20 protein-coding genes are annotated in these 23422 nt (G+C 71.6%); 12 read left to right on the forward strand and 8 right to left on the reverse strand.

What is annotated here, in order from left to right:
* Window positions 1-140 precede the first annotated feature (140 nt).
* The 5 genes from AB0M88_RS45615 (at window position 141) to AB0M88_RS45635 (ending at window position 5864) form a co-directional block, all read left to right on the forward strand.
* Window positions 141-947: a sugar ABC transporter permease gene (locus AB0M88_RS45615; RefSeq protein WP_364113176.1), complete on the forward strand. Its 807-nt coding sequence runs from the start codon at window positions 141-143 to the stop codon at window positions 945-947.
* Entirely contained in the window at window positions 944-1810 is an 867-nt protein-coding gene (locus tag AB0M88_RS45620) for a carbohydrate ABC transporter permease (protein WP_364113178.1), read from the forward strand. The genes AB0M88_RS45615 and AB0M88_RS45620 overlap by 4 nt, the downstream gene beginning before the upstream one ends.
* Window positions 1807-3060: a glucarate dehydratase family protein gene (locus AB0M88_RS45625; protein ID WP_364113180.1), complete on the forward strand. Its 1254-nt coding sequence runs from the start codon at window positions 1807-1809 to the stop codon at window positions 3058-3060. The genes AB0M88_RS45620 and AB0M88_RS45625 overlap by 4 nt, the downstream gene beginning before the upstream one ends.
* On the forward strand, window positions 3054-4148 hold the full coding sequence (locus AB0M88_RS45630) for a hypothetical protein (RefSeq protein WP_364113182.1): 1095 nt from the start codon (window positions 3054-3056) through the stop codon (window positions 4146-4148). Before AB0M88_RS45625 ends, AB0M88_RS45630 begins: the two co-directional genes overlap by 7 nt.
* A 243-nt stretch (window positions 4149-4391) precedes the next feature.
* Window positions 4392-5864 (forward strand): glycosyl hydrolase family 79 C-terminal domain-containing protein, encoded by a 1473-nt coding sequence (locus AB0M88_RS45635; protein ID WP_364113184.1) that lies wholly within the window; start codon window positions 4392-4394, stop codon window positions 5862-5864.
* Here the strand turns inward: AB0M88_RS45635 and AB0M88_RS45640 are convergent.
* Window positions 5861-6676, reverse strand: a complete 816-nt coding sequence (locus tag AB0M88_RS45640) for an SAM-dependent methyltransferase (protein ID WP_364113186.1) — start codon at window positions 6674-6676, stop codon at window positions 5861-5863. The two genes, AB0M88_RS45635 and AB0M88_RS45640, sit on opposite strands and share 4 nt — an antisense overlap.
* Window positions 6677-6703: 27 nt before the next feature.
* Window positions 6704-7348 carry a LuxR C-terminal-related transcriptional regulator gene (locus AB0M88_RS45645; protein ID WP_364113188.1) on the reverse strand — a complete coding sequence of 215 codons (645 nt, stop codon included), beginning with the start codon at window positions 7346-7348 and terminating at the stop codon, window positions 6704-6706.
* 214 nt (window positions 7349-7562) lie between these two features.
* Between AB0M88_RS45645 and AB0M88_RS45650 the strand changes: the two genes are divergently transcribed.
* On the forward strand, window positions 7563-10430 hold the full coding sequence (locus AB0M88_RS45650; protein WP_364113190.1) for an AAA family ATPase: 2868 nt from the start codon (window positions 7563-7565) through the stop codon (window positions 10428-10430).
* Window positions 10431-10578: 148 nt separating this feature from the next.
* Entirely contained in the window at window positions 10579-11934 is a 1356-nt protein-coding gene (locus tag AB0M88_RS45655) for a beta-xylosidase (protein ID WP_364113192.1), read from the forward strand.
* 3 nt (window positions 11935-11937) lie between these two features.
* Here AB0M88_RS45655 and AB0M88_RS45660 read toward each other — a convergent pair whose 3' ends face one another.
* Window positions 11938-12357 (reverse strand): MarR family transcriptional regulator, encoded by a 420-nt coding sequence (locus AB0M88_RS45660; protein WP_364113194.1) that lies wholly within the window; start codon window positions 12355-12357, stop codon window positions 11938-11940.
* Between the two features lie 57 nt (window positions 12358-12414).
* Here AB0M88_RS45660 and AB0M88_RS45665 point away from each other — a divergent pair, with 57 nt between their 5' ends.
* Complete coding sequence (locus AB0M88_RS45665) at window positions 12415-13878, forward strand: FUSC family protein (protein ID WP_364113196.1); 1464 nt, start codon at window positions 12415-12417, stop codon at window positions 13876-13878.
* A gap of 820 nt (window positions 13879-14698) precedes the next feature.
* Here the strand turns inward: AB0M88_RS45665 and AB0M88_RS45670 are convergent.
* A complete protein-coding gene (locus AB0M88_RS45670) occupies window positions 14699-16309 on the reverse strand; it encodes a methyl-accepting chemotaxis protein (protein ID WP_364113198.1) in 1611 nt (536 codons plus the stop codon).
* Window positions 16310-16449: 140 nt separating this feature from the next.
* On the opposite strand from AB0M88_RS45670, the gene AB0M88_RS45675 reads away from it, so the two are divergent.
* The 3 genes from AB0M88_RS45675 to AB0M88_RS45685 all read left to right on the forward strand — a co-directional run bounded on the left by AB0M88_RS45675 (window position 16450) and on the right by AB0M88_RS45685 (window position 18558).
* A complete protein-coding gene (locus AB0M88_RS45675; RefSeq protein WP_364113200.1) occupies window positions 16450-16842 on the forward strand; it encodes a hypothetical protein in 393 nt (130 codons plus the stop codon).
* A 33-nt stretch (window positions 16843-16875) separates the two neighbouring features.
* A complete protein-coding gene (locus AB0M88_RS45680; RefSeq protein ID WP_364113202.1) occupies window positions 16876-17895 on the forward strand; it encodes an aldo/keto reductase in 1020 nt (339 codons plus the stop codon).
* Window positions 17896-17982: 87 nt separating this feature from the next.
* Window positions 17983-18558, forward strand: coding sequence for an SAM-dependent methyltransferase (locus AB0M88_RS45685; protein WP_364113204.1), 576 nt, complete (start codon window positions 17983-17985; stop codon window positions 18556-18558).
* A gap of 42 nt (window positions 18559-18600) precedes the next feature.
* Here the strand turns inward: AB0M88_RS45685 and AB0M88_RS45690 are convergent, their stop codons facing one another.
* The 4 genes from AB0M88_RS45690 to AB0M88_RS45705 all read right to left on the reverse strand — a co-directional run bounded on the left by AB0M88_RS45690 (window position 18601) and on the right by AB0M88_RS45705 (window position 22640).
* Window positions 18601-20430, reverse strand: a complete 1830-nt coding sequence (locus AB0M88_RS45690; protein WP_364113206.1) for a rhamnogalacturonan lyase — start codon at window positions 20428-20430, stop codon at window positions 18601-18603.
* 139 nt (window positions 20431-20569) lie between these two features.
* The gene (locus AB0M88_RS45695; protein WP_364113208.1) at window positions 20570-21370 is read right to left on the reverse strand and encodes a DNA-formamidopyrimidine glycosylase family protein; all 801 of its coding nucleotides are present in this window, start codon (window positions 21368-21370) and stop codon (window positions 20570-20572) included.
* A 5-nt stretch (window positions 21371-21375) separates the two neighbouring features.
* The gene (locus tag AB0M88_RS45700) at window positions 21376-21840 is read right to left on the reverse strand and encodes a MarR family transcriptional regulator (RefSeq protein WP_364113210.1); all 465 of its coding nucleotides are present in this window, start codon (window positions 21838-21840) and stop codon (window positions 21376-21378) included.
* 29 nt (window positions 21841-21869) lie between these two features.
* The gene (locus AB0M88_RS45705; RefSeq protein WP_364113212.1) at window positions 21870-22640 is read right to left on the reverse strand and encodes a DUF3152 domain-containing protein; all 771 of its coding nucleotides are present in this window, start codon (window positions 22638-22640) and stop codon (window positions 21870-21872) included.
* Between the two features lie 244 nt (window positions 22641-22884).
* Between AB0M88_RS45705 and AB0M88_RS45710 the strand changes: the two genes are divergently transcribed.
* A partial coding sequence (locus AB0M88_RS45710) for a hypothetical protein (protein WP_364113214.1) occupies window positions 22885-23422 on the forward strand: 538 nt, incomplete at its 3' end.

A 23422-nucleotide genomic window follows, 5' to 3' on the forward strand; every position in this document is an offset into this window, starting at 1 on the left:
CCCCCCCCCCCCGCCCGCCCCCCCCGCCCCCCCCGTATAAGGTTGCCAAGGCAACCCCGCGGTCGGCGCGGCCGCTTGATTCCGTACGCCGCCACTACTCGGCCTGGCTGTTCCTGGCTCCGGCCCTGATCCTGTTCGCGGTGTTCAAGTTCGTGCCGATGATCCGGGCGATCAGCATGAGCTTCAAGGACGTCCGCCCGTACCTGGGCGACCAGTGGGTCGGGCTCGACAATTACCGTTCGGTTCTGAGCGACAGGTCATTTCTCGAAGCCTGCTGGCATACGGTCGTCATCGCGGTCGCGCAGACCGGCGGCTCGATGCTGGTCGGCCTGATCCTGGCCCTGCTGCTGGAGGGCACCGCGCGTCACCTGTGGATCGTGCGGACGGCCGTCTTCCTGCCCACGGTCACCGCGATGGCCGTGGTCGCCGCGCTGTGGCGGATCATCTACTACCCGGCGGCCGACGGCGCGCTCAACTCGGTGCTCGGCTGGTTCGGGCTGGGCCCGTCGCAGTACCTCGACTCGCCGCACACCGCCTTGATCAGCGTGCTCGGCGTCGGGATCTGGCGCAGCGCCCCCTACGACATGATGATCTTCCTGGCCGGGCTGGCCGGGGTCGACCGCACGCTCTACGAGGCGGCCGAGGTCGACGGGGCCTCCATCTGGCAGCGCCTCACCAAGGTCACGTTCCCCGCGCTGCGCCCGGTGTTCGGCATCGTGCTGACGCTGGCCGCCATCCGCGGGCTACGCGTCTTCACCGAGATCTACCTGCTCACCAACGGCGGCCCGAGCGGGTCGACCGAGGTGGTGATGACGTTGGTCTACAAGCTCGGTCTGGAGCGGAACGAGCTCGGCGTCGCCTCGGCCGGGGCCATGCTCCTGCTGGTCGCGACCGTCGTGCTGACGCTCATCGTGCAGTACCGCCGCCGAAGGGGAGTGGCCCGGTGAACCGGCGCATGGACACGGCCCTCGGTCTCGGCGGGGCACGAGGCCCGGTGGGCCTCACGGTCAAAATCATCCTGTACGCGGTGGTCGTCTTCGTCTTCGCCGGCCCGCTGCTGGCCCTGCTGGTCAGCGCGTTCGGCAAGGTCACCGACCCGACGAAGCTGTCGCTGATCCCGCACGGCTTCACGATCGACAACTTCACCGAGGCGTTCCACCAGGGTGTGCTGCGCTACCTGGCGAACTCGCTGATCGTGGTCGGCGGCGGGTTGCTGCTGCAGATTCTGGTCAGCATCTCCGCCGCGTACGCCCTGGCGCGCAAGCAATTCCCTGGATTGCGCCTCGTCCTTCTCCTGATCCTTTCGACCATGATGTTGCCCGAGGAGATCCTGGCGATCCCGCTCTCGCTGGTCCTGGCCGACGTCCCGGTCATCCACGTGAACCTGATCGGCTCGCTGGCCGGCATGATCGTGCCGCTCGGCGCGTGGGCGTTCTCGATCCTGGTGATGACCGAGTTCATGAAGGAGGTGCCGGTCGAGCTGGAGGAGGCGGCCCGCCTCGACGGCGCCGGCGACTTCCGCATCTTCTTCTCGGTCGTGCTGCCGCTGTGCCGGCCCGCGCTCGGCGTCATCGGCATCTTCGGCTTCAACATGATCTGGGACCAGTACGTCCTGCCGCTGCTGGTGGCGCAGGACTCGTCGAAGTTCACGCTCGCCCTGGCGCTGCGCAGTCTCCGGGCCGACGACACGGTCGGCACCGGCGTGGTGATCGCGTCGGCGCTGCTGGCCCTGCTGCCGTCGGTCATCGCCTTCCTCGCGCTGCAACGCCAGTTCATGCGCGGCCTCACCTCGGGAGCCATCAAGGGATGAAGATTCGCGACGTTGTGGTCACGCCGATCGCCTTTCCCGATCCGCCTCTGCTGAACTCCGCGGGCGTGCACGAGCCGTGGGCGCTGCGCACGATCGTGCAGGTCTTCGCCGATTCGTTCGTCGGCCTGGGGGAGACCTATGGGGACGCTCCGCATCTGGCGCTTGTCCAGTCAGCTGCTTCGGAACTGATCGGCCTCGATATTTACGACTTGTCCGGTCTGAGACGGCGGGTCGCGTCGACGCTCGGCGCCGTCGACACTCCGGACAAACACGGCTTGACCGGCGACTCCACCGCGGCGAAGACCTTGGCTCGCGTGGTGTCGCCGTTCGAGGTCGCGCTGCTCGATCTCCAGGGCCGTTTCACCGGCCGGCCGGTCCATGACCTCCTGGGCGGCAAGGTGCGCGACCGGGTCCCGTTCTCGGCCTACCTGTTCTACAAATGGGCCGGCCACCCCGACGCCGAGCCGGACGAGTGGGGAGCCGCCCTCGACGAGGAGGGCATCGTCGACCAGGCCCGCACGATGATCGACCAGTACGGCTTCGGCTCGATCAAGCTCAAGGGCGGCGTCTTCCCGCCCGCCCAGGAGATCGCCGCGATCCGGGCGCTGCGGGACGCCTTCCCCGGTCTGCCGCTGCGCCTCGATCCCAACGCGGCCTGGACCGTCGAGACGTCGATCAAGGTTGCGTCGGAGACCGCCGGGCTCCTCGAATATCTGGAAGACCCGACCGGCGGCCGCCGCGGCATGGCCGATGTGGCGGCCAAGTCGCCGATGCCCCTGGCCACCAACATGTGCGTGGTCGCCTTCGACGACCTTCCCGAAGCCGTCGAACTCGGCTCGGTCGGCATCGTCCTGGCCGACCACCACTACTGGGGCGGCCTGCGCGCCTCGGCCGAACTGGCCGCGATCTGCCGCACCTGGGGCATCGGCCTGTCCATGCACTCCAACAGCCACCTCGGCATCAGCCTGGCCGCGATGACCCACCTGGCCGCGGCCACGCCCAACCTCGGCTACGCGGTCGACACCCACACGCCGTGGCAGTCCGGGGTGGACGTCGTCGCCGACCCGCTGGTCATCAGCGACGGGTCGGCCGAGGTTCCCGGCACCCCCGGGCTCGGCGTCACGCTCGACGAGGACGCGCTGGCCCGGCTCCACGAGAACTGGCTGCGCTGCGGCATCCGGGAACGCGACGACACCGGCTACCGGCAGCGGGTCGAACCGGGTTACGTCAAGCGGAGGCCCCGATGGTGAGCGGACACGCCTACCCGTGGGACGTGCTGGGCGATCCGGCCTTCGTCTCCCGCTGCCCGGACAGCGTCACGCTCGCCGCCGCCTACCACTCGACCCGGGCCGCGACGCCACTGCACCCCGAGCACCAGATCGTCGAGGCGCGCTGGGCCGCCCTCTACCGGCCCACCCGGTCGGACGCCTGGAAGGGCCAGGATCTGCGCCCCCTCGAACCGGACTGGGTGACCTCGCCGGACGCCTTCGGCGACGCGGCGGCCATCCTGAAGAAGGCCGGGAAGCGGGTGACGGCCTGGATCGTGCTCACCCACAACACCCGGCTGGGCACGCGGCGACCGGACGTCGCGGTGGTCAATTGCTTCGGCGAGGTCTATCCGTACGCGCTGTGCCCGGCCCACCCCGAAGTGCGCGACTATGCGGCGACGCTGGCCGCCGAGGCCGTACGCGACGTCGAACTGGACGCCGTCTCCCTGGAGAGCTGCGGCCAGCTGGGCCTCGCCCACCTCGGGCACCACGAGAAGACCGACGGCGCGTGGACCCCGGCCGTGGCCGCCCTGCTCTCGATCTGCTGCTGCACGGCATGCCAGTCGGCGTGGTCGGCGGAGGGCCTCGACTCGCCGTCGGTGGTGGCCGCGCTGCGCGAGGCGGTCCGCAACCCGGCCGCCGAGGCGTCACCGGCCGTGCTCGCGACGCTGCTGAGCATCCGCCACCGCCACACGGACCTGCTGCGCCGCCAGGTGCTGGCGTCGTTGCCGGGCCTGCCGGTCACCCTGCACGCGCAGCCCGACCCGTGGGCGACCGGCCCGTCACCCGGTCTGACACCGACCGCCGAGGACGACGTCGACGCGCTGCTGGTGCCGTGCTGGCCGTTGACCGAGGACAGCGTCGAGGCGGTGCGCCAGGCGTCGACGACGGGACTGCCGGTCGACGCGTACGTCACGCTGCTGCCGCCCGCCCAGCCGGCGGATCTCCCGGCGCATGTCCGCCGCCTGCGCGAGGCCGGCGCCAGCCGGTTGAGCCTCTACCACCTGGGCCTGGCGCCGGCCTGGCGCCAGGAGCTGTTCGCGACGCTGGCCGAGGCGTTCGGCACTTAGCCCAGCCCGCCGCCCCACCCGAGAGCAGCCCGCCCCACCCCAGAGCCCGCCGCCACCCCAGAGCCCGCCGCCACCCCAGAGCCCGCCGCCACCCCAGAGCCCACCGCCACCCCAGAGCCCACCCTCCCGGGGGTTCCTCCCTTTTCGATTTTGGCGGATGAACGACCGACCAGACGGAAAAACCGAACCGCCTGTGGATAGCCCCGCCCCTGTGGACAACCCCAATCCCCAAGAGGAGTCATCGTGTACAAAAGGGCAGCGGCGCTGGTCGCCGCGGGAGCACTCGTCCTGACGTCCGGCGCGCAAGCCTATGCGGGCCCGGCCAAACTGGCCGAGACCCCCACGGCCGACCCCGGCAACGCCACGATCAGCATCGACGCCGCCCACCCCGGCAGCCGGCTGGCCGGCGACGCCGTCGGGCTGTCGTTCGAGGAGCGCGAGCTCGGCATCGGCAACCTCGATGCGAGCAAGGGCAACATGGTCCAGCTGTTCAGGACGCTCGGCGCCAGCAACGTGCGGATCGGCGGCAACACGCTCGACCGCGACAGCCTGTGGGTTCCGGCCGGGCAGCAGCCGCCCAACCCGAAGCCCGACTGGGTGCAGGACATCGTCACGCCCAACGACGTCAAGCGGCTGCGGGGCTTCCTCGACGCGACCGGCTGGAAGGCCGAGGTCGGCGTCAACGTCGGCCGGTGGGATCCGGCGCTCGGCCGGGACCAGGCGCGCAGCCTGCAGAAGATTCTCGGCCCGAAGCTCAACGCGGTCGAGTGCGGCAACGAGCCCGACCAGTGGCCGGGCAAGGGACTGGCGCCGGCCGACTTCGACTACACGCAGTACCACGCGCGCTGGGCGGCCTGTGCCGACGTCGTCGGCTCCAGCCGGATCGCCGGCCCGGACACCGCCGGCACCTCGTCGAGCTGGGCCGCGAGCCTGGCCGCCGACGAGGGCAAGCGGATGAACATGCTGACGGTCCACCAGTACGCCTCCGGCCCCGACATCACGATCGACAAGATGCTGGCGCCCGGGCAGATCACGAGCCAGCTCAGTTCGGTCTCCGCGAACCTTGCCGCCGCCGGCAAGGCGGGCCTGCCGATGCGGGTCGACGAGGCGAACTCGGCCTACAGCGGCGGCATCGACGGGGTCAGCAACGTCTACGCCTCGGCGCTCTGGGTGATCGACTACGGGCTGTCGATGGCCCAGGCCGGGCTTCAGGGGGTCAACATCCACGGCGGCCTCGGCGTCTGCAACGACCCGATCTGGAACGGCAAGTTCCAGCGCTACACGCCGATCTGCGCCTCGAACACCGCGTACGAGCTGGCCCAGGTCTATCAGGTGATGCCGATCTACTACGGCATCTGGATGGCCCGGCAGATGGGTCCGGGCCGCTTCCTTCCGGTCACGGTCTCGTCCGGGACCAACATCTCCGCGTACGCCGTCCGGGGCGACGACGGCCGCACCCGCATCGCTCTGGTGCAGAAGGACGCGACCACGAACGCCCCGGTCCACGTGTCGCTCAGCGTCGGGAAGGCCGGCGGAACGGCCAGGGTGCTACACATGACCGGCGACGCCCTCAACGGCACCGCGACGACGATCCAGGGCGCCACCGTCGACCCGAGCGGCCGGCTCACCCCCGGCCGGCCGGACACCGCCCGGGTCACGAAGGGGACGCTGGAACTGGACGTCCCCTCCGGCAGCGCGACGATCGTGACGTTCTAGGGCTTACGCCCGACGGCCACCAGTGCGGTCGGCTGCGGTGGCACCTCGTCCTCCTCGGGGTCGGGGTGCCACTCGTTGGCGATGACGACGCCGGGCGGGACCAGCTCGAACGCGGTCTCGACGAGGGCCGCGATCTCCGAGCGGGTACGCATGACGACCGGGGTGGGCGTCTTCTCGTACAGCTTGATGGCGGCCTTCAGACCGGCCTGGCTCTCCGGGGTCCGCTCCGGGCCGGCGTGCGAGACGACGAGGTGGCTGCCCCGCGCGAGGGTGTCGCCGATCCGTTTGATGATCGAGCCGGGGTCGTCGCTGTCGGGCAGGAAGTGCAGCACCGCCACCGTCAGCACGGCCACCGGCTCGGCGAAGTCGAGGAAGTCGAGCACCGCGGGGTTGAACAGGATGCTCTCGGGGTCGCGCAGGTCGCCCCGGACCGCCCTGGCCCGGGGGTTTCCGGTGAGCAGGCTGCGGCTCTGCTCGACCGCGATCGGGTCGATGTCGACATACATGATCTTCGACGACGGGTCGACGCCCTGGGCCATCTCGTGCACGTTGCCGACGGTCGGGATGCCCGAGCCGATGTCGAGGAACTGCCGGATGCCCTGCTGGGCGAGCCGGCGCACGGCCCGCCCGAGGAATGCCCGGTTGGCCCGGCCCACGAGGCCCGCGGTGGGGAACACCTTCAGCGCGTTGTCCCAGAACTCCCGGTCCACCGCGAAGTTGTGCACACCGCCCAGCGCGTAGTCGTAGATCCGGGCCGCGTTCGGCACCGTGATGTCGACACCCTCCGGGACCCACGCATCCGATTCGGTCACCGTCAACCCCCGCTCGATCGATCGTCCTCAGTCGACCGTCAACCCTAGTGGGGATCGGCGATTCAGGGCACCACGCAATGCGGCCCGGGAGCCGACGCCGAGCTTGGGGAAGACGCGGCCGAGGTGGGAGCCGACCGTACGCGGCGACACCAGCAGCCGTTCCCCGATCTGCCGGTTGGTCAGCCCCTCGGCCGCGAGTTCGGCCACCATCGACTCCTGCGGCGTGAGGCGTTCGGGATCGCCGGCCCGGGTCGCGGCGGTGGCGTCCCGTTCGGAGCGGGCCCGCTCGGCCCACGGCCCGGCGCCCAGCCGCTCGAACGTCTCCACGGCCGACGTCAAAACCCGGCGGGCGTCTTTCGGCCGCCGATGGCGGCGCAGCCAGCGACCGTACGCGAGTTCCCCGCACGCCCGTCGGAACGCCGCCGGATCGTCGAGCTCGCCCGGCCGCATCGCCACGACCGGCCGCCCGGGCGGCTTCCCGGGCCGACTCAGGGCGTCGGCCAGGCCGGCCCGCGACGAGACGCCCAGCTTGGGGTAGAGGTCGCCGAGGTAGGTGCCGATCGTGCGGCCGGACAGGAACAGCCGACGGCCGATCTCGTTGTTGGTCAGCCCGGTTGCGGCCAGCTCCGCGATCCGCCGTTCGACCGGAGTCAGGGTCAGCTCGTTGGGCATGGCATCAGCCTGCGAAACGGTGGCCGCCCCGGGAATTCGTCATTCGACGGCGGTTTCGGGGCCGAGGGAGTGTGCCGGGCGCGGCGCTAGGGTCAAATGTCGCTGCGCGAATATCTCGGGTTACGTCAAGATACCCAGGTCGGTGCGTTGCCTCGGCAAGACCATGAGAGCAGGATCGCCTGCAGGGCGGCCGTTTCCATGATCGGAGGCTCGGGTGACCGCGCTGCCGCAGCACGCCGCGCCGCGCCTCGTCGGGAGGACGCGGGAGCTGCGTGTGCTCGGCGAGACGGTCCGCGCCGCGGCGGCCGGGGGAGCGGCGCTGCTGGTCGTCGGCGAGGCCGGCATCGGCAAGAGCGTGCTGCTCGACGCGGCGGCCGAGCAGGCGGCCGCGGCCGGCCTGCGGGTGCTGCGGGCGGCCGGGGTCGAGTTCGAGGCGGGCATCAGCTTCGCCGGGCTCAACCAGCTGCTGCTGCCGATGCTGCGGCTGGTGCCGCACCCGCCGGCGCTGCGGGTCGCGCTCGGGCTGGAGGCCGGCCCGGCACCTGACTACCTGGCGGTGTCCAACGCGGTCATCGAGTTGCTCGCCTCGTCGCCGCCGGTGCTGTTGATCGTCGACGATCTGCCGTGGCTCGACCGGTCGAGCGCGCTGGTTCTCGGGCTGGTCGCGCGGCGGCTCACCGGGCTCGCGGCCGGTCTGCTGGTCGCCCAGCGCACCGGGTCGAGCAGCTTCTTCGAGCACGGTGGTCTGCCCCGGCTCGACGTGCCACCGCTGTCCTCGCAGGCCAGTGGCGAGCTGCTGCACGAACGGCACCCGCGGCTGCCGTCCCGGGTTCGGCAGCGCATCCTCGACGAGGCCCAGGGCAACCCGCTCGCCCTGGTCGAGTTGCCGGCCTCACCCGGCAGCACCGGCGGAGGCGCGATCGCGCAGCGCCTCCAGGACCTGTTCGCCGAGCGGATCGCCGGGTTGCCGCCACGCACCCGTGAGCTGCTGCTGCTCGCCGCCCTCTCCGGCCAGGCCGACCTGCGCACGGTGGCCGGGGCGCTTTCCGACGTGACCGGCCTGCGCGCGGTGGCCGGGGCGCTGTCGGACGGGGCCGAGCGGGGCACGGTGGCCGGGGCGCTTTCCGACGTGGCCGAGCGCGTGGGGGTCGCAGCGCTTTCGGGGGCGGTCGCGCCGCGTACCGGAAACGGCGCCGCAGGCGCCCTCGGTGACCTCGACCCCGCGCTCTGGCAGGGTCTGGTCAGCGTCGACCGGGTCACCGGCCGCATCAGCTTCCGGCACCCCCTCAGCCGTCTCGCCGTCGTCGAGTGCTCCACCCTGGTCGAACGCCACCTGGCCCACCGCGTCCTGGCCTCCCGCGCGCCCGACCCGGTGCGCCGCGCCTGGCACCTGGCCGACGCCACGATCGAACCGGACGAGGCCGTGGCGGCCGAACTGGAGAGCGCCGCCCACCTGGTCATCCGGCGCGGCGACGCGGTCACCGGGGTCGAGCTGCTGACCCGGGCGGCCGAGCTGACCCCCGAACCGGGCGCCCGTGCCTGCCGGCTCGCCGAGGCGGCCACGATCGGCGCCGAGGTGACCGGCGAACTCGGCGACGCCGAGGAACTCGTCGCGGCGGCCACCCGCGCGGCCGGCGACCCGTCCGGCTCGATGCAGCTGTCGATGGCCGCGGCCAGCCTGCTGTTCAACCGCGACTGCGCGGTCGACACCCCGCACCGGCTGCTCACGCTCGCCCTCTCGGCGCACGCCGGGCACGTCGACCCGGGCCTGGAAGCGGAGGCGCTGCAGCTGCTGCTGATGGTCTGCTACTTCGGCGGCCGGCCTCCGCTCTGGGAGCCCTTGCACGCCGGCCTCCGGCGGCTCGGCGCCGGCGCGCCGGCGACCTTGCGGATCCTGGAGGGTACGTTCGCCGACCCCGTCCACCGCGCGCTTCCCGTGCTGCCGCTGCTCGACGAGGAGATCCAGAAACTCGGCCAGACCGACGACCCCATGCTGATCATGCGACTGGGCGTCGCCGCCGTGCACGTCGACCGGATCGCCGGCTGCCAGGAGGCCCTGTGGCGGATCGTCGAGGACGGCCGCCGGGGCGGCGCGGTCTCGGCCGCGATCAACGCGCTGACCACCCTGTCGGTCGAGGCCTGGACCGGCGGCCGCTGGGACGAGGTCGTGGAACTGGTCGAGGAGGGCGTCGCGCTGGCGCGGGCCCACGGTTACCTGCGCTACTCGTGGATCCTGGCCGGCTACGTCGCCGGTCTGGTGCGGGTCACCCGCGGCATCGACGCGGGCGGCGAGGCGGCCGAGGAACTCGACCACTGGGCCGGCCCGCGCGGTGCCATGATCGCGCACGCCTTCGCCCGCCAGATCCGCTGCCTGGCCGCGCTGTCCCAGGGCGACTACGAGACCGCGTACCGGGAGGCCACCGCGCTGATCCCGCCCGGCGCCCTGCCGACCCACCTCCCGAACGCGGTCTGGATGGTCCTCGAGTTCGTCGACGCGGCCGTCCACACCGGCCATCTCGACGAGGCCCGTGCGTTTGTGGCGGCCCTCGACGCGTTCCGGCTCGGGGAGGTGTCGTCCCGGCTCGCCCTGACCGTCGGCGTCGCTCGCGCGCTGGTCGCGCCCGAGGAAGAACGGCTGGCGCTGTTCGAGGCCGCGGTGTCGTCGCCGGATGCCGCGTCGTGGCCGTTCGACCTCGCCCGGGCCCAGCTGTTCTACGGCGAGGCGCTGCGCCGGCGCCGCCGCATCACCGCGGCCCGTCGCCGTCTTGCCGCCGCCCGGGCCGTCTTCGACGCGCTGGGCGCCGGCCCGTGGTCGGCCCGTGCCGCGAACGAGCTCCGGGCGACCGGCCTGCCCCGGGCCACGGCCGCCCACCCGGCCGACGCGGTGCTGACCGCCCAGGAGTGCGAGATCGCCCAGCTCGCGGCGACCGGCCTGACCAACAAGGAGATCGGCGAGCGGTTGACGCTGTCGCCGCGCACGGTCGCCGCCCATCTCTATCGCGCGTTTCCCAAGCTGGGGATCAGCTCCCGGGCCGCGCTGCGGGATGCTCTGTCGGCCTTGGACGGGCCCGAGCAGCTCTGAACCGGGTGCCCGCGCGCGCGGGAAAACGAGGAAACTTGTTTCTCGCTATTTCTCAACTGGAAGCGGCGCACATCGATTGACATCGAGATAGCTCGATTTCTAAGATCAGGAAAACGATTTCCTTCACCGCTCCGAAGGAGAAATGCCGATGTCACGACGACTGGGCAGATGGCTGGCCGGGCCGGCGATCGCGGTGCTCGCGCTGGTCGCGTCGCCCGCGGTCCCGGCTCAAGCGGCGGTCGACAGCATGACCGTCGACATGTCGACCTACGGCGGGACGCCGACCTACCGGGCGTCCGGCTTCATCTACGGCCTCGCGCAGAACGGTTCCACCCCGTCCGCGTCGCTGCAGAGCCAGATCAAGGTCAAGACCATGCGGGCCGGCGGCTCGCAGATCGGCTGCCCGAACGGCGGCTACGTCAACGGCGGCTACACCGCCCGCTGGAACTTCATCAAGGCCTACTACGCGCGGGCACGCGGCACCGGCGCCCACTTCAGCCTGCTGGTCTCCGGCATGTGGGGCTCCGACGGCGTCTGCACCGTGCCGCGCTGGCCGGGCGACAGCGGAAACTGGACGGAGTACACCGCGTTCATCAACCAGCTGATCGCCGACGCCAAGGCGAACGGCATGACCGGCTCGGACGTGCGCTGGGACCTCTGGAACGAGCCGAACATCTTCTTCTGGGGCCGCACCCAGAGTCAGTACCTCGAGATGGTCAAGCGGGGCACGCAGATGGTGCGGGCGGCCATCCCGGGCGCGGTCATCGAGGGCCCGAGCTATGCCGGGGTGCCCACGAGCGGCAACGCGTGGTGGAACACCTATCTCGACTACGTCAAGGCCAACAACGTCGTGCCCAACATCATGAGCTGGCACGACCTGCCCGGCGATCCGGCCACCGACAGCGCCAACCTGGCCGGCATGCTGTCCTCGCGCGGCCTCAGCGTCGCCGGGGAGTCGGTCAACGAGTACGGCGCCTTCGGCGACGAGCAGCAGCCGGGCCCGTCCGCCTGGTACATCGCCCGGCTCGAGCGCTGCAACTGCGACGGCGCCCGCGCCAACTGGGGCATGGTCGGCCAGACCCCCTCGCTCTACGACACGATGGGCTGGCTGGTCACCGCGAACGCCGGCCAGCCGATGGGCCAGTGGTGGGTCTACCAGCGCTACGCCTCGCAGACCGGCCAGCGCACCAAGATCACGGCCGGTTCGAGTCACGACGGCACGGTCTTCCAGGACTCGTCGGCCCGGCGATCGGTCAGCGTGCTGGGAGCGAAGGCCGGCGGCGCGCAGGGCGCCATCGACATCCGGTACGCGAACCTGCCGTCCTGGCTCGTCAGCGGCGGCTCGGTCAACGTGCTGGTCGAGCGCATGCCGTCGACCAACGCCTACGTCAGCGCCCCGACCGTGGTCTCCAGCGGCCGGATGACGGTGTCCGGCAACGCGGTCACGGTCAGCGTCAACTGGGCGAGCGCGAAGGACGCGTACGCCATCACCCTGACGCCGTAGGCGTCAGCTCTCGCCCAGCCGGGCCAGGATGTCGGCCGCTTCGAGCAGCGCCGCCCGCTCGGAGCCGGTCAGCGAGGCCATCGCGCCGGCCAGCCACTCGTCGCGTTGCCGCATGTCGGCACCGAGGGTGGCCCGGCCGGCGACGGTGAGCCGGATGCGGTGGGTGCGCTTGTCGACCGGGTCGGGGTAGCGCTGGACCAGCCCGTCGCGCTCCAGCTCGGCCAGCACCCGGGTCACCGACTGGGGCTGGAGCCGGTCGGCGGTGGCGAGCTCGCCGGGGGAGAGGTCGCCGCGGCGGGCCAGGTGCCCGAGGAGGCTGGTCTTGGTGAGGCTGAGCCCGGCCGGCGACCGCTCGCCCTGCAGCCGCCGCGACAGTCGCTGCACACCCTCCCGCACGGCGGCGGCCTCGGCCAAAGCGTCCATCCGCGAAGTCTAGGTGGCCCCTAGATATTAAGCAGCTACGTACTATATCTTACGCAAGTGCGTAAGATTTTCGTGCTGGCCGGGCCACTCGCCGCGACCGTGGGAACGCTGGCCATGCTGCTCCACCTCGGATTCGGCGACGCCGGCATGCTCGTTCTCGGCGGCGCCCTCTGCGTCACCCAGGCCCGCCGCCCGGCCGAGGCGTCGGTGGCCGCCACCCTGGCCCGGCTCCCATTGATGGTGCTGGCGACCTGCGGCCTCGGCCTGATCTTCGCCCACTCGACGGCCGGCGCCGACGTGGTCTATCTCGCGGTCTTCCTGGCCGCCCGCCTGGCCTGGCGCCTCGGGCCGGCCTTCGACACCGCGGGCCGCGCGGTGCTGCTGCCGCTGATCTCCTTGTTCCTGGCCCCCCAGGTCGAGCTGGCCCACCACCCGGCAACCGGCATCCTCCAGGTCCTCGTCGCCACGATCGTCGCCGCCGCGTGGGGCCTGCTGATGCCCCGGCTCTGGAAACCCGGCCCGCCCTCCTTCGCACCGCTGGCCGCCGCGGTCCGCTCCGGCCGCGGCGTGCGGACCGCGGCGCTCGAACTCGACTCGCAACTGCCGCCCAACGCCACCGCCGCCCGCCTCGCCGTCCTCGCGGTCGAGGCAAGCGGGTCCACCCCGGCGCTGGCGACGGCCAAGGCTGCCTTGGCCGATCTACCGCCGGCCGAATCTCCGGAGACCGTGGAGCCGGACGAGCGCTCCGCTTCCGTCCGGCTCCACGTCCGTACGCGGTTGGCCCTCCAAAGCACCACCGCGGTCGCCCTCGCCTTCCTCGCCGGGCAGCAGCTGTTCGGCAACCACTGGCCGTGGACGGTCATCACCGTCCTGACCGTCAGCCTCCGCGCCACCTCCCGCGGCGAGGTAGCGGTCACCGCGGCCGAACGCCTGATCGGCGCCCTGGCCGGCACCGTGATCGCGACCGTGGTCGGCATCCTGGCCACACCGTTCCCGCCCCTCGGCACGCTCCTGATCGTGGCCGTCCTCGGCGTGGGCCTGGTGCTGCGGCAATACAACTACGCCTGGTGGGCGGCGGCGATGACCGCGTCGCTGAGCCTGCTCTACGGCCTGCTCGGCGAACCGGCCGGCCTCGACCGCCTCGGCGAACGCCTGCTGGCCATCCTGATCGGCGGCGCCTGCACGGTCCTCCCGTTCGCGCTGCTGTCCCCGATCCGCACCCGAGACGCCGTCCGCCGCCGCCTCGGCGTCACGTTGCGGCTGCTGGGCGCGGCCTTGAGGGAGGGCCCGACAATCCAGAACGTGCGCGCCGCCGACCACTCGATCGAGGAACTGCGGCTACGCGCCCGCCCACTCCACCTCACGGCCCGCCTCCGCCCGACCGACGAGGCATCGTGGGCGGCAACCCTGATAGCGTCCGTGCCGGCCTTGCACGCAGCCGCCCTCGACCCGGCCGCGGGCGCCCGCACAGCCCTGGCCGGCGACGTGCGCACCGTCTCCGCCGCCCTCCGCCAAACGTGATTCCCGCCCTGCTCTGTTCCGGCTTGGCCTGTTCCGGCTTGGCCTGTTCCGGCTTGACCTGTTCCGCCTCCGGCCCGGCCTGTCCCGGCTTCTGCCGCTCGGCCCGGCACGCTCCCCCTCCGGCCCGGCCTGCCCCGGCTCGCGCCTCTCGGCCCAGCCCACGCCACCCCGCCCGGGCACTGGGCGGGGGTGAGTTAAGCAGCGGGGTGCGACATTTTCGCGCAGCTGTCCACAGCGGGGTGCGGGTTGACGGCGTGGCGTGGGAAGCGCAGCCGCGCGGCTCAGCCCGGCTCACGCCAGCCGGCCCACGCCACCCGGGGCGCTGAGTGGGGCTGAATTAGGCAGCGGGCTGTGGCATTTCGCGCAGCTGTCCACAGCGAGGTGCGGGTTGACGGGGTGCCGGGGGAAAGCGCAGCCGCGCGGCTCAGCCCGGCCCACCCCACCCGACCCAACCACCTCGGGCACCGGGTGGGGCTGAGTTGAGCAGCGGGCTGTGACATTTTCGCGCAGCTGTCCACAGCGAGGTGCGGGTTGACGGGGTGCCGGGGGAAAGCGCAGCCGCGCGGCTCAGCCCGGCCCACCCCACCCAGCCCAACCACCAGGGGCAACCGGGTGAGGTGGGTTAAGCAGGCGGGTGTGACGTTTTCGCCCAGCTGTCCACAGCGGGGCGCAGGTTGACGACCTGTCAGGAAAGCCCAACCGCCCACCCCACCCGGACACTGGGCGGGGTGACTTAACCAGCCGGGTGTGACATTTCGGACGACTGTCCACAGGTGCGCACGGCGTACCGGAAAAGCGCAACCTCGCCCCCGGCCTGAGGTCAATGCCGGTACGTGGCAACGACCTTGTGCAACTGGTCGCTCATCGCGGCCAGCTCGTGCGCCGCGTCGACGGCCCGACTGACGCTCGTGTTCGTCGACTCGGTCGCCGTCGCTACCGCCGACACCGTCTGGGCGATGCGGTCGGTGCCCGCGGCCGCGTCGCCCACGCTGCGGCTGATTTCCGCCGTCGTGGCGGTCTGTTCCTCGACCGCCGACGCGATGGTGTGCTGCATCGCGCTGATCTCGGAGATCACCTCGGTGATCCGCTCGATCGAGGCGATCGCCTCTGCGCTCTCCTGCTGGATGGCGCTGACCTGGTCGGCGATCTGCTGCGTTGCCTGGGCGGTCTCCTGGGCCAGGTCCTTGACCTCGCCCGCCACCACCGCGAAGCCCTTCCCGGCCTCGCCGGCCCGGGCCGCCTCGATCGTGGCGTTGAGGGCGAGCAGGTTGGTCTGGGCCGCGATCGAGTTGATCGTGGCGATCACCGAGCCGATCTCCTCTGACGCCTGGCCGAGCCGGGCGACCGTGGTCGACGTCGCCTGGACCGCCTGCACGCCCGAGGTGGCGACTCCGGCCGCGTGTTCGGCGTTGCGGGCGATTTCGCGGATCGACACGCTCATCTCCTCGGTGCCCGCGGCCACCGTCTGCACGTGCCGCGACACCTCGCCCGCGCCGTCCGCCGCCGAACCGCTGTCCTGGCTGCTCGCGACCGCCTGCCGGCCGATGTCGGTCATCAGCCCGGTCAGCGCGGTGCCCGAGGCACCGACCGAGCGGGCGACCGTGGTCATCTCGCCCAGCAGCTCGCGGATCTTGCCGATCGCGGTGTCCAGGCTGGCCGCCATGGCGCCCAGTTCGTCGCGGCCGTTCACGTCGGCGCTGCGGGTGAGGTCGCCCGCCGCCACGGCGTCGAGCACGTCGCGGACCCGCCGCAGCGGCCGCACGATCGCCCGGGCGATCACGATGACCAGCCCGGCCGCGATCAGAACACCGACGACCAGGGCGATGAGCATGCTCCGGCGGGCCGCTTTCGCGGCGTCGGCGGCTTCCGTACGCTGGTGGGCCGCGCGAGCCATCACCGAATCGGCGAGTTTGCCGGTCACTTTGACGATGGCGAAGTAGACGTCGTACTGCGGGCCCTGGATCGTCTTGCGGGCCTTGACGAGGGCGCCCGGGGCGTTCTGGCGGTAGACGGCGACGATCTGTTCGTCGATGTCGAAGAAGTTGCCCCAGTCCTTGCGCATCTCGTCGAAGGCGGCCCGCTCGGCGGCCGTCATCGTGGCGACGTCCACGCTGTCCAGCAGCGCGTTCAGCTGCTTCTTGTCGGCCAGGAAGCCGGCCCGGTCGATCGCGTCGTCCTTGACCGCGGCCGGGCCGCCCATGAAGCTGGCGTCCCAGGCGTACGAGGCGAGCCAGCCCGAGAGGTCGGCGTTGAAGTAGTTGATCTGGTCGACCTGGTGGGTCAGCGCGGCCAGCCGGGCGACGCCGGTGGTGGCGTTCTCGAGGCGGTTGTGGGCCTGCAGGCCCACCCCGGCCACGGTGGTGACCGCGGCCACACAGACCAGCAGGATCGAACCGAGCTTGGTGATCATTTTCCAGTTACGCAGTGCCATGGTCCCCTTCTTCTGTCAGCCGTCCTTACGATCGGCTCGTTCGGGAAACGGATTAGCGGCCGTGTCCATCGACCGGTGGACATCCGGGTCGGCGGGCCGGTCGTCCCGCCACCGGGCCGCTTCCGGCGACGATTTGGCGCATGGACAAGCACACCGGCATGGCCGCGATGATCCGCTCGACGCTCTGGGACCTGGGACTGCCCGCCGCGACCTACTACGCCCTGCACTTCGCGGGCGTCGGCGACACGGTGGCCCTGATGGCCGGCACGGGCGCGGCCGGCGTACGGCTCGCCGGGGTCGCCCTGCGCAGCCGCCGGCTGAGCCCGTTCAGTCTTCTGATGGGCGCCGTCTTCGGCGTCGGCCTGCTCTTGACCGAGGCGCTGGTCCGGGTCGTCCTGGTCTACGCGCTGCCGGTCGACGTGATGGTCGGCCTGTCGACGGCGCTGACCGTGGTGACGTTCGGGGCCCTGTTCGCCTGGAACGCCCGGTACGTGGCCGCCCGTACGCGGGAAGCTCACGCCCTCGCGGCGTGAGCGGCGGACTGAAGCTTGCCTTAGGTTGGGGTCATGGAATTTCGGACGCTTGGGCGCAGCGGATGCGCCGTCTCGGCCCTCTGTCTCGGCACGATGACCTTCGGCCACGAGTCCGACGAAAAGGTGGCGCACGCCCAGCTCGACATGTTCGCCGAGGCCGGCGGCACCTTCGTGGACACCGCCGACGTCTACTCGGCCGGCGAGTCGGAGCGGATCATCGGCCGCTGGCTGGCGTCGCGGCCCGCGTCGGTGACCGAGCCGATCGTGCTGGCCACCAAGGGACGCCAGCCGATGGCCTCCGATCCCAACGGCGCGGGCCTGTCCAACCGGCACCTCACCCGGGCCCTCGACGCCTCCCTCGACCGGCTCGGCGTCGATTCCGTCGACCTCTACCAGTGCCACTCCTGGGACGCGCTGACCCCGCTCGACGAGACCTTGCGCACACTGGACGGCTTCGTCCGGGCCGGCAAGATCCGCTACTACGGCTTCTCCAACTTCACCGGCTGGCAGCTGACCAAGGCGGTGCTGCTGGCCCAGCAGCTCGGGCTGGCCGGGCCGGTCAGCCTGCAGCCGCAGTACAGCCTGCTGGTCCGCGAGACCGAGTACGAAATCGTGCCGGCCGTGCTCGACGCCGGGCTGGGCATGCTGCCGTGGAGCCCGCTCGGCGGCGGCTGGCTGAGCGGCAAATACCGCCGTGGCGAGCGGCCGACCGGCGCCACCCGCCTCGGCGACAACCCCGAGCGGGGCATGGAGGCATGGGACCGCCGCGGCACCGCCCACACCTGGGATGTGATCGAGGCCGTGCAGGGCGTCGCCGAGGCGCGCGGGGTGTCGATGGCCGAGGTCGCCCTGGCCTGGATCACCGACCGCCCGGGCGTGACCTCGACGATCCTCGGGGCGCGCACGACCGACCAGTTGGAGGCCAACCTGCGGGCGGCCGGCCTGCACCTGAGCGCCGAGGAGACGAGCGCCCTCGACGAGGCGAGCGACCCGCGGCCGGTGGACTACCCGTACGGTCCGATGGGTGTCGCCCAGCGCAACCGGACCATTTAGAGACCTCCGGTGCCGGCGGCCGGCCGCCGAGGGATCGGAGAAGACGAGGGCCGACTCGCCGAGCCGGACAAGTGGCAAGATCGGTTCATGTCGATCAGCGGGACCGCGCAGTACGAGAACCGGACCGATCTGCCGCCTCTGGTGGCCCGGGCGGTGGAGGCGGCTCGCCGGGCCGGGTTCGAGACGTCGTGTGTGCCCGCGCAGGGGCGCCTGTTGCAGGTGCTGGCCGGAGGGGCGATGCGGATCGGGGAGACCGGCACCGGCTACGCCGTCGGGCTGGCGTGGATGGCGAGCGGGGCTCCGCCCGGCGCCCGGCTGTTCAGCATCGACCGGTCGACGGCGCCCGAACTCGACGACCCCCGCGTGGAGATCCGCCGGGGCGACTGGCGTGAGCTCAAGGCCGAGGCGCCCTTCGACCTGCTCGTGCTCGACGGCGGCGGGCAGGGGAAAGGGGACGAGCCGCCCCTCGACCCGGCCGAGTGGTTGCGGCCGGGCGGCGTCGTGGTGATCGACGACATCACGCCGATGACGAGCTGGCCTCCGCGGCACGACGGGCGTCCCGACGAAGCGCGCCTCTACTGGCTGGAGCACCCGCGGCTGCGGACGGCCGAGATCCGGATCACGCCGGACGCGGCCACGCTCGTCGGCACCTACATCGGGTGAGGACTCCCGGCTCCGGGAGGACGCCGGAGCCGGGAGCGGAACTCAGTTGGCCATCGCGAAACTCGGGTGCGGCGGCTGGTTGTACGCGGTGTTCTGCCAGGCGACCGCCTCGCGGTACATCCGGTCCTGCATGAGCGACACGTGCGAGATGCTGGTCGCGTCGGTTGTGGAATAGATCCGCAGGGCCTTGTTGTCGGTCGTCGGCCAGACGACCTCCTCGCGCCAGTCGCCCAGGATGTCGGCCGACAGCGACGGGGTAGACTTGGTGCCGTTGTTGGAGTGCACGCCGCTGGCGGTCAGCAGCCGGGTGTCGCCGCCGGTGCCGTACTTGTCGATGTGCGTGGCGTCGAGCAGTTCGCGCTGGGCGTCGCCGTCCCACCAGACCACGAAGTTGGTGCTGGAGGGTTTGCGGCCGATGTTCTGGCCGGAGGTGTTGAAGAGTCCGGACACCGCCGACGACCACGACTCGGCGCCGGGGCTGCCGGCGTAGATGTCGTCGGAGACGCCGCGGCCGTTGTCGCAGCCGCAGGACGGGTTCGACCAGATGATCTGACCGGTACGGGCGTCGGCCATCCAGGCGGCCAGGCTGCCGGTGTTCTCGTCGACCTTGAATTCCTCGAGGCCGGCCCGGGACGGGATCAGGTCGCCGACGTGCATCGCGTCGCCGTGGCCCTGGCCGTTGACCCAGAGGCCGGCCCCGTTGTCGTCGACCGCCATCGCCCCGTAGATGATCTCGTCGCGGCCGTCGCCGTCGACGTCGGCGATGGACAGCTGGTGGTCGCCCTGGTCGGTCCACTTGGAGCCGTTGCTCGACGAGTTGCTGTCGAAGGTCCACCGGCGGGTCAGTGCGCCGTTGCGGAAGTCCCAGGCCGAGATGACGGTCCGGGTGTAGTAGCCCCGGGCCTCGATGATGCTCGGGTAGGACCCGTTGATGTACGCGGTGCCGGCCAGGAACCGGTCGACCCGGTTGCCGTACGAGTCACCCCACGACGACACCGTCCCGCGGGCCGGCACGTAGTCGGCGGTGGAGACGGCCTTGCCGGTCTGTCCGTTGAAGACGGTCAGATATTCGGGGCCGGAGAGGATGTAGCCGGACGAGTTCCGGTAGTCGGCGCTCGAGCTTCCGATCACGGTGCCGGCGCCGTCGCGGGTTCCGTCGGCGGTCTTCATGACGACCTCGGCCTTGCCGTCACCGTCGTAGTCGAAGACCTGGAACTGGGTGTAGTGCGCCCCGGCCCGGATGTTGCGCCCGAGGTCGATGCGCCACAGCCGGGTGCCGTTCAGCTTGTAGGCGTCCACGTAGACGTCGCCGGTGTAGCCGGACTGCGAGTTGTCCTTGCTGTTGGACGGGTCCCACTTGAGGACGATCTCGTATTGGCCGTCGCCGTCCAGGTCGCCGACCGACGCGTCGTTGGCCGAGTAGGTGTAGGCGACCCCGTCCGGCGTGGTTCCGCCCGGGGGGATCTGGATCGGCACGTCCATGTACGTGCTGGCCAGCGTGGTCGTGGGCGCCGACGCGGCCAGGGTGGTGACCCCGGCCGGCCGCACCGTGTAGGAGGCGCCGGCGGGGGCGCCGGCATCGGTGTAGTCGGTTCCGCCGCGGACCGGCGCCGAGTTGACCTTCGTCGACCCGCGGTAGACGTCGAACCCGGCGCCGGCCGGATCGGACGCCAGCAGACGCCAGGACAGGAAGTTGGCGTTTCCCGACCGCATGCTGATCAGGCCGCGGTCGAGGTGATCGGTGTCGCCGGCCGAGCCGGCGGAAACGGCGGAGGCGGAGGCGGAGGCGGCGGGGCCGGTGGAGACCCCGGCGGCCCCGAGGCCGGCGGTAATGACCAGGGCGGACAGCAGGACGGTAGTTCGGCGAGCCACGCGGGGGAGCGGTGGTCGTTTGATTCGTTTCATGCGTGGTTCCCATGCTCGGAGGACAGAAGCAAAGGCGCGCCGTGTGCCGACGGTAGGCCACGCAATCGACGTATGTCTATGTTTTCGGTAGACCGACTTAACCGGATCAGCCCTGGTCTTTCGGGCACCACCAGGTCGTACGCCCGCCGACCTTGCCCTGCACCATGCCGGCGCCGTCCCTCGGGCAGCGACCACCCGCGTGCCGATGAGGCACGATCGGCAGCGTGTGCACCCCGCCGCCGGCGATGGCGGCGTCGACCGCCTCGTGGGTCGCCTGGAACAGGCGGGTCGTCTCCCGCGGCGTGATCTCGTCGACCGGCCGCCCCGGGTTCACGCGGGCCTGCCAGAGGATCTCGTCGGCCAGCAGGTTGCCGATGCCGGCGACCCGGTGCTGCTCCATCAGCCGGGCCTTGACCGGAGCACTCCGGCCGGCGACGACGGCGCGGAACTGCGGCGCCGTGATCGTCGTGGCGTCCGGCCCGAGCAGCTCGACCGGCGGATCCAGCCGCACCCGTCCGAGCCGTCGCGGATCGACGAGCATCAGGCGGCCGCCGTCGGCGAAGGTCAGCGTGAACCGCGCCCACCGGAAGTCGCCTGGCAGCCGCCGCCCCTCCCAGTAGTCGCCGCCGTCGATCTCGCCGCCGTCCGGCGACGCGATCACGATCTTGCCCGACATGCCCAGGTGGATGCCGAGCGTCGGGCCGTCCTCGCTCACGTCGCACCACATGCTCTTGCCGCGCCGATGGGCGGCTTCCAGCCGCCGGCCGAGCAGGGCGTCGCGGATCTCTCCGCGACGGTGCGGCCGGCAGACGTACGCGTCGGAATCGTCGACGTCCGCGATGACCCGTCCGAGCCCGGCCCGTTCGATCACCGAGCGGGCCGATTCGACCTCGGGAAGCTCTGGCATGCGCCTCAGCCTAGATGTTCGTTGATCGACCGGAGCGCATCGCTCAGCGCGTCGAATTGCTCCGGCGTCAGCGCGTCCGCGAAGTGCTGTTTGATCGCCCGCATGTGCGGCAGCGTCGCCCCGGTGAACGCGGCCGCCCCGGCCTCGGTCATCAGCACCTCGGCACCCCGGTTGTCGGTCGCGCAGTCCTCCCGCGCGATCAGCCCGCGTTTCTCCATCCGCCCGAGGTGGTGCGAGAGCCGGCTGCGCTCCCAGTCCATGCTCGCGGCCAGCTCGGAGGAGCGCCGCCGCCCGTCGGCCTCGCTGAGCGCCAGGAGCACGGCGTAGTCACCCGGCGAGAGTTGCGAGTCGTCGGCGAGTTGGGTGGCGAGGCGCCGGCGCAACTCGGTCGTGGTGTCGATCAGTGACCGCCAGACCGCGAGCTCGTCGGATTTCATCGAGCGCCGCTGAGCGGCCGGAACACGAGCCATGCGCCGATCGTAGCTCGGCGATTGACGTATCAATTACCTCGGTCGCGCGGCGGCACGGTGTCGTCGTAGGCGCCCGAACGCCCGGTGTAGAAATGCTTCCGGTCCGGGTACGGCCAGGGGTTCACCGTGCATCCGTGCATGCCCAGGGTCTGCTGCTGCATCACCGGGGCCGGTTCCCCGGATCCCGGGCAGAGCATGTGGCCCTGGCCGAGCCGGTGCCCGACCTCGTGGTTGACCATGTACTGCCGGTAGGTCGCCAGGGGAGCCTTGAAGGACGGCGCGCCCTTGACCCAGCGCGCCACGTTCAGCACCACGTTGTCCTTGTTCCGGCACGAGGTGTAGCCGTCCGGGGCGCCCGCGCAGAGCGTGTCCCGCGTATCCGGCGTGGCCAGGTAGATCGTGAAGTTGTAGGCGTCACCGGGACCGACCCGCTGCAGCCGGTACTGGCCGCCGGCGGTCCAGCTCCGCGGATCGGTCAGGGTGGTCGTGACCGTGCCGGCGAAGTCGGCCGGCACCAGCCCCTTGATGTCCTGCTCGACCAGGACCCGGTAGCGCAGCAGCCGCCCGGAATGCCCGGCCGCCTTCCCGGCCTGAGCCGGTGCGGTCGTCCACTTCCGGTGTCCGCGGGCCGGATAGGTGATCTCGACCGGCGGCGGGGCCGGCGATGCCGGGGCCGCTGCCGGCGCCGGGGGACTGATGCTGGGCGTTTCCGGCGCCGGGGAGGCCGCGGGTACCGCCGACCCGCAACCGGCGAGCACGAGCGCGGCGGCGATGAGCAGGTGACGCGGGTGTAACTGCATGTAAATCTCCTCGCAGGGGGCTGCGGGAGAAATGACGACTGCGGCGGCCACCAGGTTGGCTGCGGAGGCGAAAATCTCTCGCCGTGGCCAACCGGAATGGGGGGACCGATCGACCGGGGCGGGCGGCTGGTCGGCTCATACAGTCCGACCGGCGAATAGGTAGCGTCAAAGTTCTTCGAATTCGGATTCGGCGGTAAATAACGTCCGGAACGGCCGTCGCGAGGAACTCATGTATTCATCGCTGGTGCTTTCAGAGGCGGCGAACTCCGCCATTCGGCTCGCCGCGAGCCGATTGCCGCCCGGACGCCCGCTCAGCACCGCGGCGGTCTTCGCGACGCTGCCCGGCATCGACCACGGCGCCGGATGGGAACGGCTGTGGCTGGCGACCGGCGAGCCGGCCGGCCTCCGGCTGAGCGAGGAACCGGACCCGGGGACGGCGGCACCGGCGTACTGGGAGGGCGTGCCCCTGACCGGGGAACTCGCCGCCGCGTTGCGGCTGGTCGAGGAGCTGAGCGAGGCGTACGGAATGCGGCCGGCCCCGGTCGGCCTGCTCGCGGTCGCCCTGGTCGCCGACCCGGGCGCGGGGGCCGCCCGCGTCCTGACCCGGCCCGGCCTCGCCCATGCCGACCTGCTGGAACTCGTCCAGTCCGAGATCCTCGGCGGCAGCCTGGAGGGCCTGGAGACTCACCGCCCGGCAGCGGCCACGCCGTCGATCGAGGCGCCCGCGACAGTGCCCGCCACAGGGCCGGCATGGGCGAGGCCGGGCCGGGTCAGGACGCGGG

Origin of the sequence: Actinoplanes sp. NPDC051411 (assembly GCF_040682075.1) — a bacterium.
GTDB lineage: Bacteria > Actinomycetota > Actinomycetes > Mycobacteriales > Micromonosporaceae > Actinoplanes.

What these genes read in the sequence shown, in the direction of transcription:
- AB0M88_RS45625 (WP_364113180.1), top strand. Translation starts at nt 1,807, where the DNA reads ATGAAGATTCGCGACGTTGTGGTCACGCCGATCGCCTTTCCCGATCCG.
- AB0M88_RS45630 (WP_364113182.1), top strand. Translation starts at nt 3,054, where the DNA reads ATGGTGAGCGGACACGCCTACCCGTGGGACGTGCTGGGCGATCCGGCC.
- AB0M88_RS45645 (WP_364113188.1), bottom strand. Translation starts at nt 7,348, where the DNA reads ATGCCCAACGAGCTGACCCTGACTCCGGTCGAACGGCGGATCGCGGAG.
- AB0M88_RS45655 (WP_364113192.1), top strand. Translation starts at nt 10,579, where the DNA reads ATGTCACGACGACTGGGCAGATGGCTGGCCGGGCCGGCGATCGCGGTG.
- AB0M88_RS45660 (WP_364113194.1), bottom strand. Translation starts at nt 12,357, where the DNA reads ATGGACGCTTTGGCCGAGGCCGCCGCCGTGCGGGAGGGTGTGCAGCGA.
- AB0M88_RS45670 (WP_364113198.1), bottom strand. Translation starts at nt 16,309, where the DNA reads ATGGCACTGCGTAACTGGAAAATGATCACCAAGCTCGGTTCGATCCTG.
- AB0M88_RS45675 (WP_364113200.1), top strand. Translation starts at nt 16,450, where the DNA reads ATGGACAAGCACACCGGCATGGCCGCGATGATCCGCTCGACGCTCTGG.
- AB0M88_RS45680 (WP_364113202.1), top strand. Translation starts at nt 16,876, where the DNA reads ATGGAATTTCGGACGCTTGGGCGCAGCGGATGCGCCGTCTCGGCCCTC.
- AB0M88_RS45685 (WP_364113204.1), top strand. Translation starts at nt 17,983, where the DNA reads ATGTCGATCAGCGGGACCGCGCAGTACGAGAACCGGACCGATCTGCCG.
- AB0M88_RS45695 (WP_364113208.1), bottom strand. Translation starts at nt 21,370, where the DNA reads ATGCCAGAGCTTCCCGAGGTCGAATCGGCCCGCTCGGTGATCGAACGG.
- AB0M88_RS45700 (WP_364113210.1), bottom strand. Translation starts at nt 21,840, where the DNA reads ATGGCTCGTGTTCCGGCCGCTCAGCGGCGCTCGATGAAATCCGACGAG.
- AB0M88_RS45705 (WP_364113212.1), bottom strand. Translation starts at nt 22,640, where the DNA reads ATGCAGTTACACCCGCGTCACCTGCTCATCGCCGCCGCGCTCGTGCTC.